This window comes from Enterococcus caccae ATCC BAA-1240 (assembly GCF_000407145.1).
GTDB lineage: Bacteria > Bacillota > Bacilli > Lactobacillales > Enterococcaceae > Enterococcus_L > Enterococcus_L caccae.
Genome location: NZ_KE136473.1, coordinates 674,632 through 691,425 on the forward strand (window position 1 = coordinate 674,632; position 16,794 = coordinate 691,425).

Below are 16,794 nucleotides of genomic sequence, written 5' to 3' on the forward strand. Positions count from 1 at the left end.
AGGATGATTGTGCATTTAGTGCAAAAAATAATAGAGTTTACTGAAAGGAACACTTAAAAACATGGCAAATTTTTTGAAAAAGATGATTGAAAACGATAAAAAGGAACTAAAACGCTTGGATGGTATTGCTAGCCAAGTAGAATCTCATGCTTCGGCAATTGCAACATTGAGCGATGAAGAATTAAAAGCAAAGACTGATGAATTCAAAGCTCGTTACCAAAAAGGCGAAACATTAGATCAGTTATTACCAGAAGCTTTTGCTGTTGTTCGTGAAGCCGCGAAACGCGTCTTAGGACTATATCCATACCGTGTTCAGTTGATGGGTGGTATCGTTTTACATGATGGGAATATTCCTGAAATGAGAACCGGTGAAGGGAAAACGTTGACCGCTACAATGCCTGTGTACCTAAATGCATTGACAGGAGAAGGCGTTCACGTAGTAACAGTTAATGAATACTTGGCAACACGTGACTCAGATGAGATGGGTGAATTATATAATTTCTTAGGCCTGACAGTGGGTCTTAATATCAATTCAAAAACATCAGAAGAAAAACGTGATGCTTACAACTGCGACATCACATATAGTACAAATAACGAATTAGGTTTTGACTATTTACGTGATAATATGGTTGTTTATCGTAATCAAATGGTACAACGTCCGCTAAATTATGCAATTGTGGATGAGGTGGATTCAATCTTGATCGATGAAGCGCGTACACCGTTGATCATTTCAGGACAAGCAGAAAAATCAACAGCCCTTTATACACGTACAGACAACTTTGTTAAACGTCTTAAAGAAGAAGAGGATTATAAAATTGATGTTCAATCTAAAACAATTGGTTTAACGGAAGCTGGAATCGAAAAAGCGGAAGAAAACTTTGGGTTAGATAACCTTTATGATATTGAAAACACAGCATTGACACATCATATGGATCAAGCATTGCGTGCGAATTTTATCATGCTTCGTGATATTGATTATGTAGTGCAAGAAGGAAAAGTTCTAATTGTTGACCAATTTACTGGTCGGATCATGGACGGTCGTCGCTATTCAGATGGTTTACACCAAGCAATCGAAGCCAAAGAAGGCGTAGAAATCGAAGATGAAACAAAAACAATGGCGACAATCACATTCCAAAACTATTTCCGTATGTATAAAAAATTAGCTGGGATGACAGGTACTGCCAAAACGGAAGAAGAAGAATTTCGTGAAATCTATAATATTCAAGTGTTCCAAATTCCGACAAACCGTCCAATCATTCGTGATGACCGTGCAGATTTACTTTATCCAACACTACAAAGTAAATTCAAAGCAGTGGTTCAAGATATCAAAGAGCGTTATCATAACGGACAACCTGTCTTAGTTGGTACAGTTGCGGTTGAAACGTCAGAATTGTTATCAGAATTATTGAATAAAGAAAAAGTTCCGCATGAAGTATTGAATGCGAAAAATCACTTTAAAGAAGCAGAAATCATCATGAATGCTGGTCAAAAAGGTGCAGTTACGATCGCTACCAATATGGCTGGTCGTGGTACCGATATTAAATTAGGTCTTGGCGTTATTGAACTTGGCGGTTTAGCTGTAATTGGTACTGAACGTCATGAATCACGTCGTATCGATAATCAATTACGTGGACGTGCAGGTCGTCAAGGAGATCCTGGGGTTTCTCAATTCTACCTATCACTTGAAGATGACTTGATGAAACGTTTTGGTTCAGAACGTATCAAAGCGTTCTTGGATCGCATGAACATTGAAGAATCAGATGCAGTGATCCAAAGTAAAATGCTAAGTAAACAAGTAGAATCAGCTCAAAAACGTGTTGAAGGTAACAACTACGATACACGTAAAAATGTATTACAATATGATGATGTGATGCGTGAACAGCGTGAAGTTATTTACGCTCAACGCCAAGAGATCATCATGGAAGATAAAGAATTGACAGAAACATTACTAAATATGGTAAAACGTACGATCACTCGTGTTGTTGATAGCCATACACAATTAGAAAAAGAGAACTGGAACCTTGAAGGAATTGTGGATTTTGCCTCTTCCACTTTGGTTCACGAAGAGACAATCTCTAAAGCAGATCTAGAAGGAAAAACACCAGAAGAAATCAAAGCATATTTAGTGAAACGTGCTCAAGAAGTCTATGATGTCAAAGTAGAACAATTAAATGGACCTGAACAAATTCTTGAATTCCAAAAAGTTGTTATCCTACGAGTTGTAGATACAAAATGGACAGATCATATCGATGCAATGGATCAATTACGTCAATCAGTTGGCTTACGTGCTTATGGACAAAATAATCCATTAGTAGAGTATCAAACAGAAGGTTACAATATGTTTGAAGAAATGATTGGAGCAATTGAATTCGAGGTAACTCGTTTATTCATGAAATCAGAAATTCGTCAAAATGTTCAACGTGAACAAGTAGCACAAGGGGAAGCTGTTCATCAATCAGATGATGATGAGGCACAAAGTAACACAAGTGCTAAAAAACAACCAATTCATGTTGATGAAAAAATAGGCCGTAATGATCCTTGTCCATGCGGCAGTGGTAAGAAATACAAAAATTGCCACGGTAAAGGTCAGTAACAATTAATGAAGGTGAGGCGTTGGTCTCGCCTTCATTTGTTTGCCGATAAAGTATTGAAAATGAAAGGAAGAATAAATCATGGAAAATGCTGAAATACGAACTCTTTTAGACGAAATGAATCAATCAATCACAAGTTTCAGGGGGTCTCTTTGACTTAGATCAGCTAGAAGAGGACATCGCAGAAGCTGAAAGTAAAATGGCTGAGCCAGGTTTCTGGGATGATACAGAAGCTGCGCAGAAAGTAATTAATGAAACCAATTCTTACAAAGAAAAATATCAGCAATTTCATCAATTTGCCGATGAACTAGAAGAATTGGAAATCATGAATGAGATGCAACAAGAAGAATATGACTCAGATACTCAAGTTGAATTGGAAGAACGCTTATTGGCTCTAAAAGAAAAGTTAAGTATTTATGAACTGTCTTTATTGTTAAACGAGCCTTATGATAAAAATAATGTTATCATGGAACTTCACCCAGGAGCTGGTGGTACAGAGTCACAAGATTGGGGAAGTATGTTGCTTCGGATGTATACTCGTTGGGCTGAAAGTCATGGGTTTCAAGTCGAAACATTGGATTACCAGTCAGGAGACGAAGCAGGAATTAAAAGTGTTACCCTCTTGATTAAAGGATACAATGCGTATGGTTATTTAAAGTCTGAAAAAGGAGTTCATCGCTTAGTGCGAATTTCACCTTTTGATTCTGCTAAACGTCGCCATACTTCTTTTTGTTCCGTGGATATCATGCCAGAGTTAGATGAGAATGTTGAGATCGATATCAATACAGATGATTTAAAAGTCGATACGTATCGTGCTAGTGGTGCTGGTGGACAACATATCAATAAAACAGAATCAGCAGTAAGGATTACTCATATCCCAACAGGAACTGTCGTTGCTAGCCAAGCCCAGCGCTCACAATTAAAAAACCGGGAACAAGCAATGGGCATGTTAAAAGCCAAACTTTACCAATTAGAGATGGATAAAAAAGCACAGGAAGCAGCCTCGTTACGGGGAGAACAACTAGAAATTGGATGGGGTTCCCAAATTCGTTCGTATGTTTTCCATCCATATTCAATGGTCAAAGACCATCGTACGAATTATGAAACAGGAAATGTACAAGCGGTAATGGATGGAGAGTTAGATGGATTTATTGATGCCTACTTGAAACAAAAATTAAATTGATCAATTCACAGAAATGAAACAAAATTGTAAACTGTTGAAAGAGCCTTGAAACAAAGTCATGTTATAATGATTGATAGTCTAGAAAACAGAGATGGAGAGAATACGCCATGATTGAAATGAAAGATGTAATGAAGAAGTATTCGAATGGCACAACGGCTATCCGAAATATTTCAATAGAAATAAAACAAGGTGAATTCGTTTATGTTGTTGGACCTTCCGGAGCCGGAAAATCAACGTTTATTAAATTGATGTACCGTGAAGAAAAAGCAACAAAAGGTCGTTTGAAAGTTGCGAGTCACGATTTAATGAAAATAAAAAATTCAGAAGTTCCGTATCTTAGAAGAGAAATCGGTATCGTCTTTCAAGATTACAAATTATTGACGAAAAAAACGGTTTATGAAAATGTTGCGTATGCGATGCAAGTTGTCGGACGTAAACCACGAGATATCAAAAAAAGAGTCATGGAAGTTCTTGATCTAGTTGGCCTAAAACATAAGGTTCGAGTATTTCCAAGTGAATTATCTGGTGGAGAACAGCAACGTGTTTCAATTGCTCGTGCAATCGTAAACACACCGAAAGTTCTTATAGCCGATGAGCCAACAGGAAACCTTGATCCAGAGAACTCATGGGAAATCATGAAATTGTTAGACCGGATCAATGCGCAAGGAACAACAGTTGTGATGGCAACACATAACAGCACGATTGTAAACACGATCCGTCATCGCGTAATCGCCATCGAAAATGGTCGTATTATTCGAGACCAAGCGGAAGGAGACTATGGCTACGATGATTAGAACGTTCTTTTCTCACGTCCTAGAAAGTATCAAAAGTTTAAAACGTAATGGGTGGATGACAATTGCTTCTGCTAGTGCCGTTACGATTACTTTAGTCCTTGTTGGGATTTTTATGGCAGTAATTTTCAATGCAACAAAGTTAGCAAAAGATATTGAAGAAAACGTAACAGTTTCCGTTTTTGTAGACATTGGTACAACGCCAGATGAAATGCAAAAACTAGAAAAAGAATTGAATAAAATCGATAATGTTGAAACAATTTCTTATTCTAATAAAGATAAACAATTGAAGAAAATTCAAAAACAAATGGGAGAAGCTTGGAACCTATTCGAAGGTGATAGTAATCCGTTATATGATGTTTATTATGTGAGTGCCAAAGAACCGTCAGATACGAAAAAAATCTCTGAAAAGGCAGCAAAACTACCGAATGTATTTAAAGCAGACTATGGTGGTGTTTCTTCAGATAAAATTTTCAGTATTGCAGGAAAAGTTAGAACATGGGGACTAGGGGCGGCAGTATTGTTATTATTTGTCGCAGTATTCTTGATTTCTAATACAATTCGAATCACGATTCTTTCTCGCCAAAGAGAAATTCAAATTATGCGTTTAGTTGGTGCGAAAAACGGTTATATTCGCTGGCCATTCTTTATTGAAGGGGCTTGGATTGGCTTGATTGGAGCAATTATACCAATCTTAGTCTTAACTTTTGGCTATCAACAATTTTATACACTATTCAATCCCCAACTGCTAAGTTCAAATTACTCATTATTAAAACCTGAGTCGTTTGTTTGGCAAATTGATGTATTGATGATTGTTATTGGGATGACGATCGGGTCGTTAGGATCAATTATTTCAATGCGTCGATTCTTAAAAATTTAACTATGAAAAGCAGACGTTCTTGTCTGCTTTTTCTTTACTTATTTTCATAAGTTCGTTATGCTTTATTGGGGGATATTTGTGAAAGTGATTGGGGTGAATGAATGAAGTTTTTATATGATAATTTATTTGTTATTATTTTTATTGCCAATATGCTATTATCGTTAATTATTGTTTTTCGTGAAAGAAAACAAACTGCACAAACTTGGGCATGGCTATTGGTTTTAATGTTCATACCAGTTTTAGGGTTTATTCTTTACGTTTTTTTAGGTAGAGGTATTTCAAAAGATAAGATATTTGATATGAAGATGCAGGCGAAAATCGGTATGAACGCCGAAATAGAATCTGAAAAACAAGCGTTATTAAGAGGATTATTTCCGCATCCACCAACAGGAGAAGTGGATTCTAAGCAACTGATTTATATGTTGACTTTGTTTGAAAGCTCCTTATATACAACCAACAACGAGGTTCGCTTATATACAGATGGAAGAGAAAAGTTTGACGGCTTGATTGACGATATTCGTCAAGCGAAAGATCATATTCATATGGAATATTATATTTATCGTGGAGATACTCTAGGAAAAGAGATTCGTCAAGAATTAATCAATGCTGTGAAAAGAGGCGTAAAAGTTCGTTTGCTTTTGGACGCATGGGGCTCTACACAGGTCAATATGAAATTTTTTGAAGAGCTAAAGAAAATGGGAGGAGAAATTGCTTTTTTCTTTCCACTTTTTGTTCCTTATTTAAATCCAAGAATCAATTATCGTAATCATCGAAAGATTGTTGTGATTGATGGGAAAATTGGCTACACAGGTGGTTTTAATGTAGGGAATGAATATTTAGGTGAAGTTGAAAAATTTGGTTACTGGCGAGACAATCATTTGAGAATTCATGGAGAAGCTGTTTATAGTTTACAAAATCGCTTTTTGATGGATTGGAACTCACAGCATAGAGAAGAATTAAGCTATGATGATGCGTATTTTCCACCGATTCAATCTGATGGAAAATACGCAGTTCAAGTTGTAACGAGTGGACCAGATTCAGAACATGAGCAGATCAAAATGACATATCTTAAAATGATTTCAATTGCTAAAAAAGAAATCTTGATTCAAACACCATATTATATACCAGATGCTTCAATTCATGAAGCTTTAAAATTAGCGCTATTATCAGGCGTCAAGGTTCGCATGCAAATACCGAATAAGCCAGATCATATGTTGGTTTATTGGGCAACATATTCATTTTCAGCTGAATTATTAGAATATGGAGCAATAATCGAAACCTATGAGCATGGATTCATTCATGCTAAAACGATGATCATTGATGGCGGTATTGTTTCAGTAGGATCAGCCAATATCGATGTTCGCTCATTCCGTTTGGATTTTGAAGTCAATACCATCCTTTATGACCAAAAATTTTCCGAAGAAGTCAGGAATGCATTTTACGAAGATTCTAAATTATCGAAGCTTTTAACAGAAGAAATTTATCGTGATCGCGGTCTGTTCATTAAATTGAAAGAAGGATTAGCTCGGTTAATTTCACCATTATTGTAATCATGAATATAAGAGGTTGAGATGTGACTCGTAGAGTGATATTTCAGCCTCTGTTTTATTATCAAAATGATTATTTTTGTTATTTTATTCTAAAAAATGGCTGAGTTCGAAAACTTATAATTTTCAACTGAAACAGTTAATGTTAAAATGAATTGATTGAATTGAGTTTGGAGGATTATTAGATAAATGAAAAAGAAAATGCTATTATTTTTTAGTTTAGTTGGACTAGTAACATTATCAGGCTGTGCTAAGTGGATCGATCGAGGTGAATCAATCACAGCTGTTGGCTCATCAGCGCTACAACCTTTAGTTGAAACAGCGGCTGAAGAATTTCAAAATCAAAATCCAGGACGCTTTGTTAATGTACAAGGCGGTGGGAGTGGTACAGGACTAAGTCAGGTACAATCGGGTGCTGTAGACATCGGAAATTCAGATTTATTTGCTGAAGAGAAAAAAGGAATTGATGCAGCTAAACTAACGGATCATAAAGTTGCTGTAGTCGGAATCACACCAATCGTCAATAAGAATATTGGCGTATCAGATATTTCGCTAGAGAATCTTAGAAAAATCTTTTTAGGTGAAATAACCAATTGGAAAGAGATTGGTGGAAAAGATCTGCCGATCGTTATATTGAATCGAGCGGCAGGTAGTGGGACTCGGGTAACGTTTGAAAGATGGGTATTGGATGGCAAAACAGCGATTCAAGCTCAAGAACAAGATTCCAGTGGGATGGTTCGCTCAATCGTTGCTGATACACCTGGAGCAATCAGTTATACAGCTTTTTCTTATGTGAATGATGAAGTCAATACGTTAAGTATTAATGGCGTAAAGCCAACAGATGAGAATGTTATCACAAATAAATGGGTTATTTGGTCCTATGAACATATGTATACATTAGGCAAACCTAAACAATTAACAGAAGAATTTTTAGCATTCATGCTGTCTGATGATGTACAAGAAAAGATTATTGGACAATTAGGTTATATTCCAGTTTCAAAAATGAAAGTAGAGCGAGATTGGCAAGGAAATCTCATCAAATAAGTACCTTTACACAAAATTTACAAACTTAACATAAGATTTACATGTTATTAAACGCAAATTTATGTTGGAAAGTTAGACTAAATTTATTGTGATAAGTGTTGAATAAATTGGGCATTATCTGAAAAAGATAGAATCAGAATGAGGTGAAAAAGCCTCATTCGTTTTTCCTATTTTCAGTCGAAGCTGAAAGATCTTGTTCCACTTTTCATGCTATTTAGCTTCGCAGTCTAGCATTGCGCTCTGCTTCGATCGTATCAAATCCTAAGAACTAAAGTTCTAAGGATTGAAGCTCTTTGGGAAAAAGATAAAAACTGAGTGAGGTAAAAAACACCGCAATCATTTTTCCTATTTTCCTGTAATAGTCAAATGAGCTCGTTACGCTTTTAAAATAAGGAGGAATTTTCTTGGAAGATGTACAGAAAACATTGTTAACAAAATCTAAGCGAGCAAGAATGGAACAGCGGGGAAAATTGATTAGTTTTCTTTGTATCGCTCTGATTGTTTTGGTTGTTCTATCAATCTTTTATTTTGTGGCAAGTAAAGGCTTAGCTACTTTTTTTACAAATAAAATCAAAGTCTCCGACTTTTTATTCGGTACGAATTGGAATCCAAGTGAAACTGGAACTGACGGTAAACCGATGGTTGGCGCTTTACCGATGATTGCGGGATCATTTATTGTAACGTTTTTATCGGCAATCATTGCAACACCGTTTGCAATTGGTGCAGCTGTATTTATGACAGAAATTTCACCTAAAAAAGGTTCGAAAATTTTACAACCGGTTATTGAATTATTAGTTGGGATTCCTTCTGTTGTTTACGGATTTATTGGATTATCTGTAATCGTACCCTTTATTCGTTCGATTTTTGGTGGTACAGGGTTTGGTATTTTGGCTGGAACATTTGTTTTGTTTGTTATGATTTTACCAACGGTTACAACGATGACTGTCGATGCGTTAAAATCAGTGCCTCGTCATTATCGGGAAGCATCATTGGCTTTAGGGGCAACTCGTTGGCAAACAATTTATAAGGTTGTTTTAAGAGCAGCTGTTCCTGGCATTTTGACAGCAGTTGTTTTTGGAATGGCGCGTGCTTTTGGTGAAGCGTTAGCGATTCAAATGGTTATCGGAAATGCAGCGATCATGCCGTCAAGTTTAACGACACCAGCTTCTACTTTAACTAGTATTTTGACAATGGGGATCGGAAATACAATCATGGGAACTGTTGAGAATAATGTATTGTGGTCACTTGCGTTGATTTTGCTGTTAATGTCGTTGTTATTCAATATTATTATTCGAATCATTGGTAGGAAAGGAGCCTTGAAATAATGAATGCAAAAAAAGCAGATAAATTTGCAACAGGTGTCCTATATGCTATTTCAGGTGTGATTGTGCTGATTTTAGCAGCATTGCTACTTTATATTTTGATACGTGGTATTCCGCATATTTCTTGGGACTTTTTAACGAAACCTTCTAAAGCATATCAAGCAGGCGGAGGTATAGGTATTCAATTATTCAACTCGCTCTATTTATTATTGATTACGATGCTGATTAGTTTCCCTATTTCATTAGGGGCCGGTATCTATTTATCTGAATATGCAAAGAAAAACTGGTTGACAGATGTAATTCGCACATCGATAGAAATTTTAAGTTCTCTTCCTTCAGTCGTTGTTGGTTTGTTTGGATTCCTGATTTTTGTGGTTCAAATGGGCTATGGGTTCTCGATTATTTCAGGTGCATTGGCCTTAACATTTTTCAATTTACCATTGTTGACTAGAAATGTTGAAGAATCATTAAAAGCGGTTCACTATACACAACGAGAAGCTGGCTTATCATTAGGATTATCACGTTGGGAAACGGTTATGAAAGTTGTTGTTCCAGAAGCTTTACCAGGAATTTTGACAGGTGTGATCTTGAGCTCAGGAAGAATTTTTGGGGAGGCCGCTGCGCTGATCTATACTGCAGGACAAAGTGCTCCAGCTCTAGATTTTAGTAACTGGAACCCGTTAAGTGTATCAAGTCCAATTAGTATTTTCCGTCAAGCTGAAACTTTAGCAGTCCATATTTGGAAGATCAATACAGAAGGCACGATGCCGGATGGTGCAACTGTTTCAGCAGGTGCTTCTGCCGTTCTGATTTTAGTCGTTTTACTCTTTAATTTCGGCGCACGCTTTATCGGAAACAGATTATATAAAAGAATGACATCAGCCTAATGTTAGGGGAATCAGAATGAAAGAATATAATTTAAATGACACCAATATTATTAAATTACCAGAACCGATTGCTTTGCATACCGACGATTTACATGTTTGGTATGGTGAGAACGAAGCCATCAAAGGAGTCGATCTTGAATTTGAAAAAAATAAAATTACAGCGTTGATTGGACCTTCTGGTTGTGGTAAATCGACGTATCTACGTTCCTTAAATCGAATGAATGATGGGATTGCCAATACGAAAGTCACTGGGAACATTATGTACAAGGGAGTCAATGTTAATACTAAAGAAGTCGACGTGTATGAAATGCGTAAACGTATCGGCATGGTTTTCCAACGACCTAATCCGTTCAGTAAATCAATTTATGAAAATATCACATTCGCATTAAAACAACATGGTGAAAAAGACAAGAAAAAACTAGATGAAATTGTTGAAACAAGTTTAAAACAAGCCGCACTTTGGGAACAAGTCAAAGATAACTTAGATAAAAGTGCCTTGGCCTTGTCTGGCGGACAGCAACAGCGTCTATGTATTGCTAGAGCAATTGCGATGAAACCTGATATTTTACTGTTAGATGAGCCTGCAAGTGCTTTAGACCCGATTTCAACTGGTAAAGTCGAAGAAACACTTGTAAACTTAAAAGATGATTATACAATTATTATTGTTACGCATAACATGCAACAAGCTGCTCGTATCAGTGATTACACTGCCTTTTTCTACTTAGGTAAAGTTATCGAATACGATGAAACTAGAAAAATCTTTACACGACCAAAAATTCAAGCGACAGAAGACTACGTTTCTGGACATTTTGGTTAGGAGGAGTAAGATGACAAAAGAGATTATTTCATCAAAAGATTTGCACTTATATTACGGTAAAAAAGAAGCCTTAAAAGGCATTGACTTAAGTATCAATCAAGGGGAAATCACAGCGATGATCGGACCTTCAGGTTGTGGTAAATCAACATATCTACGTTCGTTGAATCGGATGAATGATTTGATTCCAGGTGTAACGATTACTGGAAGTGTCGTATACAAAGGTAAAGATATCTATGGACCAAAAACAGATATTGTAGATTTACGTAAAGAAATTGGCATGGTTTTTCAACAACCCAACCCTTTTCCGTTTTCCATCTATGAAAATGTGATTTATGGTTTACGTTTAAAAGGCGAAAAAGATAAACAAGTTTTAGATGAAGCAGTGGAAAATAGTTTAAAAGCAGCTTCTGTTTGGGAAGATGTGAAAGACAAATTGCATAAAAGTGCATTATCTTTATCAGGAGGACAACAACAACGTGTCTGTATCGCTCGAGTTTTAGCCGTTGATCCAGAAATTATTTTACTGGACGAACCAACGAGTGCTCTTGATCCTGTTTCAAGCGGCAAAATTGAAAATATGCTTTTAACATTAAAAGAAAAATATACTATGATCATGGTAACGCACAATATGTCTCAAGCATCTCGAATTTCTGATAAAACGGCTTTCTTTTTACAAGGAGAGTTGATAGAATTTAATGATACGAAAAAGATATTCTTAAATCCTAAAGAGAAACAAACAGAAGATTATATTTCTGGAAAATTTGGTTAAAAAAAGGAGGAACACACATGTTACGTAGTCAATTTGAAGAAGAACTATTAAATCTCCATAATCAATTTTATGAGATGGGCATGATGGTAAGTAATGTCGTACACAAGTCTGTACGTGCATATATCAACCACGATAAAAAAATTGCAAACGAAGTAATCGATTATGATGTAGAAATCAATGATATGGAAGTCAAGTTAGAAAAGAAAAGCTTTGAAATGATCGCATTACAACAACCAGTTACAACAGATCTAAGAATGATTATCACCGTTATGAAAGCTAGTTCTGACCTAGAAAGAATGGCGGATCATGCTGTATCGATCGCTAAATCAACGATTCGCTTAAAAGGTGAAACGAGAATTCCAGAAATTGAAAAAGAAATTTCAGATATGTCTGATTATGTGAAAAAAATGGTTGACAACGTATTGATTGCCTATGTAAAAACGGACCAGAAAGATGCACGAATGATTGCTAAAATGGATAGTCGAGTAAATGAGTATTTCGATAGTATCTATAGTCACTCAATTAAAGCGATGCAAGCTAATCCAGAAACTGTAGTTAGTGGAACTGATTATTTGCATGTGGCAACGTATTTGGAACGTATCGGTGATTATGTAACAAATATCTGTGAATGGATTGTTTATCTAGCAACAGGTAAAATCACAGAGTTGAATAGCAATCACGATGAATAAATCTATAACTATTAGAAATAGAGAGCAGGATATGACTCGTAGAGTCATGGCCTGGCCTCTATTTTTTTGTGCACTATTTTATTACGTTCAAAAAGTTTAAAATATTTTTTGAACATAATTTCAATAACGTATTTACATTGGTTCTAGCCTCGTGTATGATACAAGTATATTGGAAAGCGCTAACCATTATAATTAAAATTTTGGGGTGAGTTAATTTGGAAGAAACGAATGCAGTTGTTGGTAAAATGAACCGACCAACCTTGTCGGAACAAAGGAAGCAATGGTTCAAGGAATTTATGAAACCGTTTTTGGTCGTAGTGGTAATCTACATTACAATGTATATGATTCGTAATAACTTTAAAGCAGCACAGCCATTATTAAAAAGTCAGTTAGGTCTAACAACAACAGACTTGGGTTATATCGGATTTGTTTTTTCTATTGTATATGGATTTGGTAAATTTATTGTTGGTTACGTTGTTGATGGTAAAAATACAAAGAAAATTTTATCTATTTTATTATTGTTGTCTTCAATTACAGTTTTATGTATGGGCATACTTTTTACAATGAATAATGTTCCTATGGGCTGGATTGTGGTGTTATGGTCATTGAATGGGTTATTCCAATGTGTGGGAGGACCTAGTTGCGCTTCAGTTATTACACAATGGACAACGAGAAGCAATCGTGGTAGATATATTGGTCTATGGAATGCTTCTCACAATATTGGTGGGGGTTTTGCTGGAATCTTTGCTGTTTGGTGTGCAACAACTTTCTTCAAAGGACAAGTAGCTGGAATGTTCATTATTCCTGCAATCGTAGCAGCTGTCGTTGCCATTGGAACATTTTTCATCGGAAAAAATCGACCTGAAGACTTAGGGTGGAATTCAAGTGAAGAGATTTTTGGTGAACCAGTTGAAGAAGCCAATGTTGATGCAGAAAACTTAACAAAATGGGAAATCTTTAAAAAATATCTATTAACAAATCCGTATATTTGGGTCTTATGTATTGCAAACGTATTTGTGTATATTGTCCGAATCGGTATCGATAACTGGGCGCCATTATACGTAACCGAGCATTTGAATTTTTCACAAGAAGCTGCTGCTCAAACAATCTTCTATTTTGAAATGGGTGCTTTGATTGGGTGTTTAGCGTGGGGATATATTTCAGACTTGCTAAAAGGACGTCCAGCTTTAGTTGCCACTGTCAGTACCATATTGTTACCGATCGGTATTATTGGCTACCAACTTGGCACGACAGAATTTGTGATCAATGCCTCTTTATTTATGTTAGGAATGATGGTTTTTGGGCCACAATTGTTGATCAACTTATCTATGTTAGGCTTTGTGCCAAAAAAAGCAACTGTCGTTTCAGGAGGACTGTTAGGGGCTTTTGCGTATCTGTTTGGTGATTCAATGGCAAAAATTCTTTTAGCTAAAATTTCTGATCCCGCAAAAGATGGTGTGAACTTTTTTGGACATACTTTACATGGCTGGAATGACACATTTATTATTTTCTATATTTCAATTGTAATTATCGCAGTTCTTTTAGGGATTGTTGCATTGGCAGAAGAAAGAAGAAGAAAAAAAGTAAGCGTATAAAGGTGGAATAGGGAAATGAACGTACAAATTACAAATTTTAGAGATTTAGGCGGTATCAAAAATAGAGAAGGAAAAACAGTTAAAGCAAAAAAATTACTGCGATCTGGTCATTTAGTGAATTTAGATCAAGCAACGCAAACGGTGCTAGTTGATCATTTTAATTTAACAAGAATTATTGATTTTAGACGTGGCTTTGAGATTAGTGAGTCACCAGACACACCGATTGAAGATGTTGAATATGTTAATTTAGATTTGCTTGGAAAAATGAATGCAAAAAACTCTGGTTTGGCTGATTTTGCTAAATTACAATCCATTGAAGCGGTTGATGCCCATATGTTAGGTGTATATGAAGACTTAATCTTAAATCCTGGCGCTCAAGAAGGATTTACAGAATTTATGGAATATATTTTAGCAAATAAAAAAGGGTCCACAATTTTTCATTGCTTTGCTGGAAAAGACCGTACGGGCTATGCTTCGGCCTTATTATTGTTATTGCTAGATGTAGAAAAAGAAGAAATTTATAAAGATTTCTTAGTGACAAATACAGAAAGAAAACAAGCTAATGATGAACTGGTCCAGCAGTTTAGAGAGCAAGGCTTTAGTGAAGAGCAATTAGAATCTTTAGCAACGGCACTTTATGTAAAAGAAGATTATTTGGATCATGCATTCCATTTAATTGAAGAACGTTTTGGGACTGCAGAAAATTATGCAGCGGAATGTTTAAACTTTGACAAAGAAAAACTCGAAGAATTTCGACGTATTTATTTAATTGACTAAGGAAGTGTAGTTTGTTTTCCTAATTTTTTCTTGCTATAATTGAAGAAAATAAAAAGAACGGACTATATAATATGGATAAACAAAAACAACAGCTTAGTATTGAAGCGGCTAGATTATATTATCAATCTGGTCTTGGTCAGCAGGAAATTGCAAAAAAATTAGATGTTTCCCGTCCAACAATTTCTAGATTGTTGAACTATGCTAAAGAAAAAGGATATGTACAGATCACGATCTCAGACCCTTATTCCGATTTGTTTGAGCTTGAAAAACGACTGAAAGAAAAATATGACTTGTTAGAAGTACATGTTGTATTTTCACCTGAAACAAATTATCAAGTGATTACAGAATACCTTACATCATATACAGCAGAGTATTTGGAAGAAACAATCAAAAATGGTGATATTTTGGGCGTTAGCTGGGGGACGACGATGTATGAAGTTGCAAGAAAACTTCATACTCAGGAGAGAGTTGGAGTAGAAATTGTTCAATTGAAGGGTGGAATCAGCCATTCTAATGTGAATACATACGCCAATGAAACGTTGACATTATTTGAAAAAGCTTTTCAAACTGTAGCGATGCAACTGCCATTACCAGTTATTTTTGACAATGCAGAAGTTAAAAAAATGGTGGAACAAGATCGTCATATCCAAAAAATCATTACAAAAGGAAAGCAAGCCAATATTGCGTTATTCACAGTAGGAACTGTTAGAGATGAGGCGCTGTTATTTCGTTTAGGTTATTTTAGTGCTGAAGAAGAACAACTTCTTAAAGAACAAGCAGTTGGCGATATCTGTTCTCGCTTTTTTGATAGCAGTGGCGAAATTTGTAGTCAGAAGATTAATGAACGGACGATAGGGATTGAATTATCCGAACTGAGAGAAAAAGAAAAGGCGATCTTAGTCGCTGGTGGTTCACGAAAAATCAAAGCGATTGATGGTGCGTTGGCAGGGAAGTACGCTAATGTACTAATTATTGATCAAAGCGCTGCAGAAGGTTTACTGAAGCTATAGAGGCGAATAGAATAGAGTGAGAGGGTCAGAAACGTTTATTTCCGAAGGCGTTGCTTCTGATCCCTCTGTTTATTTATGTGACTGGGATACGATACACAATGTTATCTCTCAGTCACTTTTTCTTTTCATGCATGAACATAATTTCAAGATGGTGTTTACAAATGTTCTGGCTGAGTGTATAATACAATTATCAAAACTAAAGGAGAGTTATAATGACTATTGCAAAAATGATTGACCATACAGCATTAAAACCAGAAACAACAAAGGATATGATTGTAAAACTTTGTCAAGAAGCTAAAAAATATCAGTTTGCTTCAGTTTGTGTGAATCCTTATTGGGTTAAGCTATCAAGTACTGAATTAAAGGGAACTGGTGTCGATGTTTGTACTGTAATTGGATTTCCCTTAGGTGCAAATACAACTGAAACAAAGGCTTTTGAAACAAAAAATGCGATTGCTAATGGTGCTACAGAAGTAGATATGGTAATCAATGTAGGCGCATTGAAGTCTGGTGATCTAGAAACGGTTGAAGCGGATATCCGTGCGGTTGTGGAAGCATCAGGAGATGTTCTTGTAAAAGTTATTCTTGAAACATGTTTGCTTACAAAAGAGGAAATTGTCACTGTTTCCGAATTATCAGTTAAAGCAGGTGCAGATTTCGTTAAAACATCAACAGGATTTTCAACAGGTGGGGCAACAGCAGAAGATATTGCTCTAATGAGAAAAACTGTAGGACCTGATGTTGGTGTTAAAGCTTCTGGTGGCGTTCGTACAAAAGAAGAAGTAGTGTCAATGATTGAAGCAGGTGCATCAAGAATTGGTGCAAGTGCCGGCGTTTCAATAGTTTCTGGCGAATCATCAGATCAAGGTAGCGGTTATTAAAAAGAAATAAA

The 16,794-nt window shown here is 36.0% G+C and carries 15 protein-coding genes; all 15 read left to right on the top strand.

Annotated elements, in window-relative coordinates; translation table 11 throughout:
* Positions 1–61: 61 nt before the first annotated feature.
* The 15 genes from secA (at position 62) to deoC (ending at position 16,783) form a co-directional block, all read left to right on the top strand.
* On the top strand, positions 62–2,593 hold the full coding sequence (gene secA / locus I580_RS08720) for a preprotein translocase subunit SecA (RefSeq protein WP_010771598.1): 2,532 nt from the start codon (positions 62–64) through the stop codon (positions 2,591–2,593).
* Between the two features lie 79 nt (positions 2,594–2,672).
* Positions 2,673–3,774 (top strand): peptide chain release factor 2 gene (gene prfB, locus I580_RS08725; protein WP_143141715.1). Its coding sequence is split into 2 segments (ribosomal slippage): positions 2,673–2,744 and positions 2,746–3,774, totalling 1,101 coding nucleotides; the frame shifts between segments, so codons are not numbered across the junction.
* A 107-nt stretch (positions 3,775–3,881) separates the two neighbouring features.
* Entirely contained in the window at positions 3,882–4,568 is a 687-nt protein-coding gene (gene ftsE, locus I580_RS08730; RefSeq protein WP_010771600.1) for a cell division ATP-binding protein FtsE, read from the top strand.
* Positions 4,561–5,445: a permease-like cell division protein FtsX gene (gene ftsX, locus I580_RS08735; protein ID WP_010771601.1), complete on the top strand. Its 885-nt coding sequence runs from the start codon at positions 4,561–4,563 to the stop codon at positions 5,443–5,445. The genes ftsE and ftsX overlap by 8 nt, the downstream gene beginning before the upstream one ends.
* A gap of 101 nt (positions 5,446–5,546) precedes the next feature.
* Complete coding sequence (cls, locus tag I580_RS08740; RefSeq protein WP_010771602.1) at positions 5,547–6,995, top strand: cardiolipin synthase; 1,449 nt, start codon at positions 5,547–5,549, stop codon at positions 6,993–6,995.
* A 186-nt stretch (positions 6,996–7,181) separates the two neighbouring features.
* On the top strand, positions 7,182–8,036 hold the full coding sequence (locus I580_RS08745; protein WP_010771603.1) for a phosphate ABC transporter substrate-binding protein PstS: 855 nt from the start codon (positions 7,182–7,184) through the stop codon (positions 8,034–8,036).
* A 404-nt stretch (positions 8,037–8,440) separates the two neighbouring features.
* On the top strand, positions 8,441–9,361 hold the full coding sequence (gene pstC / locus I580_RS08750) for a phosphate ABC transporter permease subunit PstC (RefSeq protein WP_010771604.1): 921 nt from the start codon (positions 8,441–8,443) through the stop codon (positions 9,359–9,361).
* Positions 9,361–10,245, top strand: coding sequence for a phosphate ABC transporter permease PstA (gene pstA, locus I580_RS08755; RefSeq protein WP_010771605.1), 885 nt, complete (start codon positions 9,361–9,363; stop codon positions 10,243–10,245). Before pstC ends, pstA begins: the two co-directional genes overlap by 1 nt.
* 16 nt (positions 10,246–10,261) lie before the next feature.
* Complete coding sequence (pstB, locus tag I580_RS08760; RefSeq protein ID WP_010771606.1) at positions 10,262–11,062, top strand: phosphate ABC transporter ATP-binding protein PstB; 801 nt, start codon at positions 10,262–10,264, stop codon at positions 11,060–11,062.
* 10 nt (positions 11,063–11,072) lie between these two features.
* The gene (gene pstB, locus I580_RS08765) at positions 11,073–11,831 is read left to right on the top strand and encodes a phosphate ABC transporter ATP-binding protein PstB (protein ID WP_010760782.1); all 759 of its coding nucleotides are present in this window, start codon (positions 11,073–11,075) and stop codon (positions 11,829–11,831) included.
* Between the two features lie 17 nt (positions 11,832–11,848).
* On the top strand, positions 11,849–12,520 hold the full coding sequence (gene phoU, locus I580_RS08770) for a phosphate signaling complex protein PhoU (RefSeq protein WP_010764438.1): 672 nt from the start codon (positions 11,849–11,851) through the stop codon (positions 12,518–12,520).
* 215 nt (positions 12,521–12,735) lie between these two features.
* A complete protein-coding gene (gene uhpT, locus I580_RS08775) occupies positions 12,736–14,115 on the top strand; it encodes a hexose-6-phosphate:phosphate antiporter UhpT (protein WP_010771607.1) in 1,380 nt (459 codons plus the stop codon).
* A gap of 15 nt (positions 14,116–14,130) precedes the next feature.
* A complete protein-coding gene (locus I580_RS08780) occupies positions 14,131–14,892 on the top strand; it encodes a tyrosine-protein phosphatase (RefSeq protein ID WP_010771608.1) in 762 nt (253 codons plus the stop codon).
* A gap of 71 nt (positions 14,893–14,963) precedes the next feature.
* Positions 14,964–15,902: a DNA-binding transcriptional repressor DeoR gene (gene deoR, locus I580_RS08785; protein WP_010771609.1), complete on the top strand. Its 939-nt coding sequence runs from the start codon at positions 14,964–14,966 to the stop codon at positions 15,900–15,902.
* A 212-nt stretch (positions 15,903–16,114) separates the two neighbouring features.
* Complete coding sequence (deoC, locus tag I580_RS08790; protein WP_010771610.1) at positions 16,115–16,783, top strand: deoxyribose-phosphate aldolase; 669 nt, start codon at positions 16,115–16,117, stop codon at positions 16,781–16,783.
* The last annotated feature ends 11 nt before the right edge of the window (positions 16,784–16,794 follow it).

Coding starts and splice junctions, on each gene's coding strand:
- deoC (WP_010771610.1), top strand. CDS start 16,115: ATGACTATTGCAAAAATGATTGACCATACAGCATTAAAACCAGAAACA.
- ftsX (WP_010771601.1), top strand. CDS start 4,561: ATGATTAGAACGTTCTTTTCTCACGTCCTAGAAAGTATCAAAAGTTTA.
- ftsE (WP_010771600.1), top strand. CDS start 3,882: ATGATTGAAATGAAAGATGTAATGAAGAAGTATTCGAATGGCACAACG.
- I580_RS08780 (WP_010771608.1), top strand. CDS start 14,131: ATGAACGTACAAATTACAAATTTTAGAGATTTAGGCGGTATCAAAAAT.
- pstB (WP_010760782.1), top strand. CDS start 11,073: ATGACAAAAGAGATTATTTCATCAAAAGATTTGCACTTATATTACGGT.
- cls (WP_010771602.1), top strand. CDS start 5,547: ATGAAGTTTTTATATGATAATTTATTTGTTATTATTTTTATTGCCAAT.
- pstB (WP_010771606.1), top strand. CDS start 10,262: ATGAAAGAATATAATTTAAATGACACCAATATTATTAAATTACCAGAA.
- phoU (WP_010764438.1), top strand. CDS start 11,849: ATGTTACGTAGTCAATTTGAAGAAGAACTATTAAATCTCCATAATCAA.
- pstA (WP_010771605.1), top strand. CDS start 9,361: ATGAATGCAAAAAAAGCAGATAAATTTGCAACAGGTGTCCTATATGCT.
- I580_RS08745 (WP_010771603.1), top strand. CDS start 7,182: ATGAAAAAGAAAATGCTATTATTTTTTAGTTTAGTTGGACTAGTAACA.
- deoR (WP_010771609.1), top strand. CDS start 14,964: ATGGATAAACAAAAACAACAGCTTAGTATTGAAGCGGCTAGATTATAT.
- secA (WP_010771598.1), top strand. CDS start 62: ATGGCAAATTTTTTGAAAAAGATGATTGAAAACGATAAAAAGGAACTA.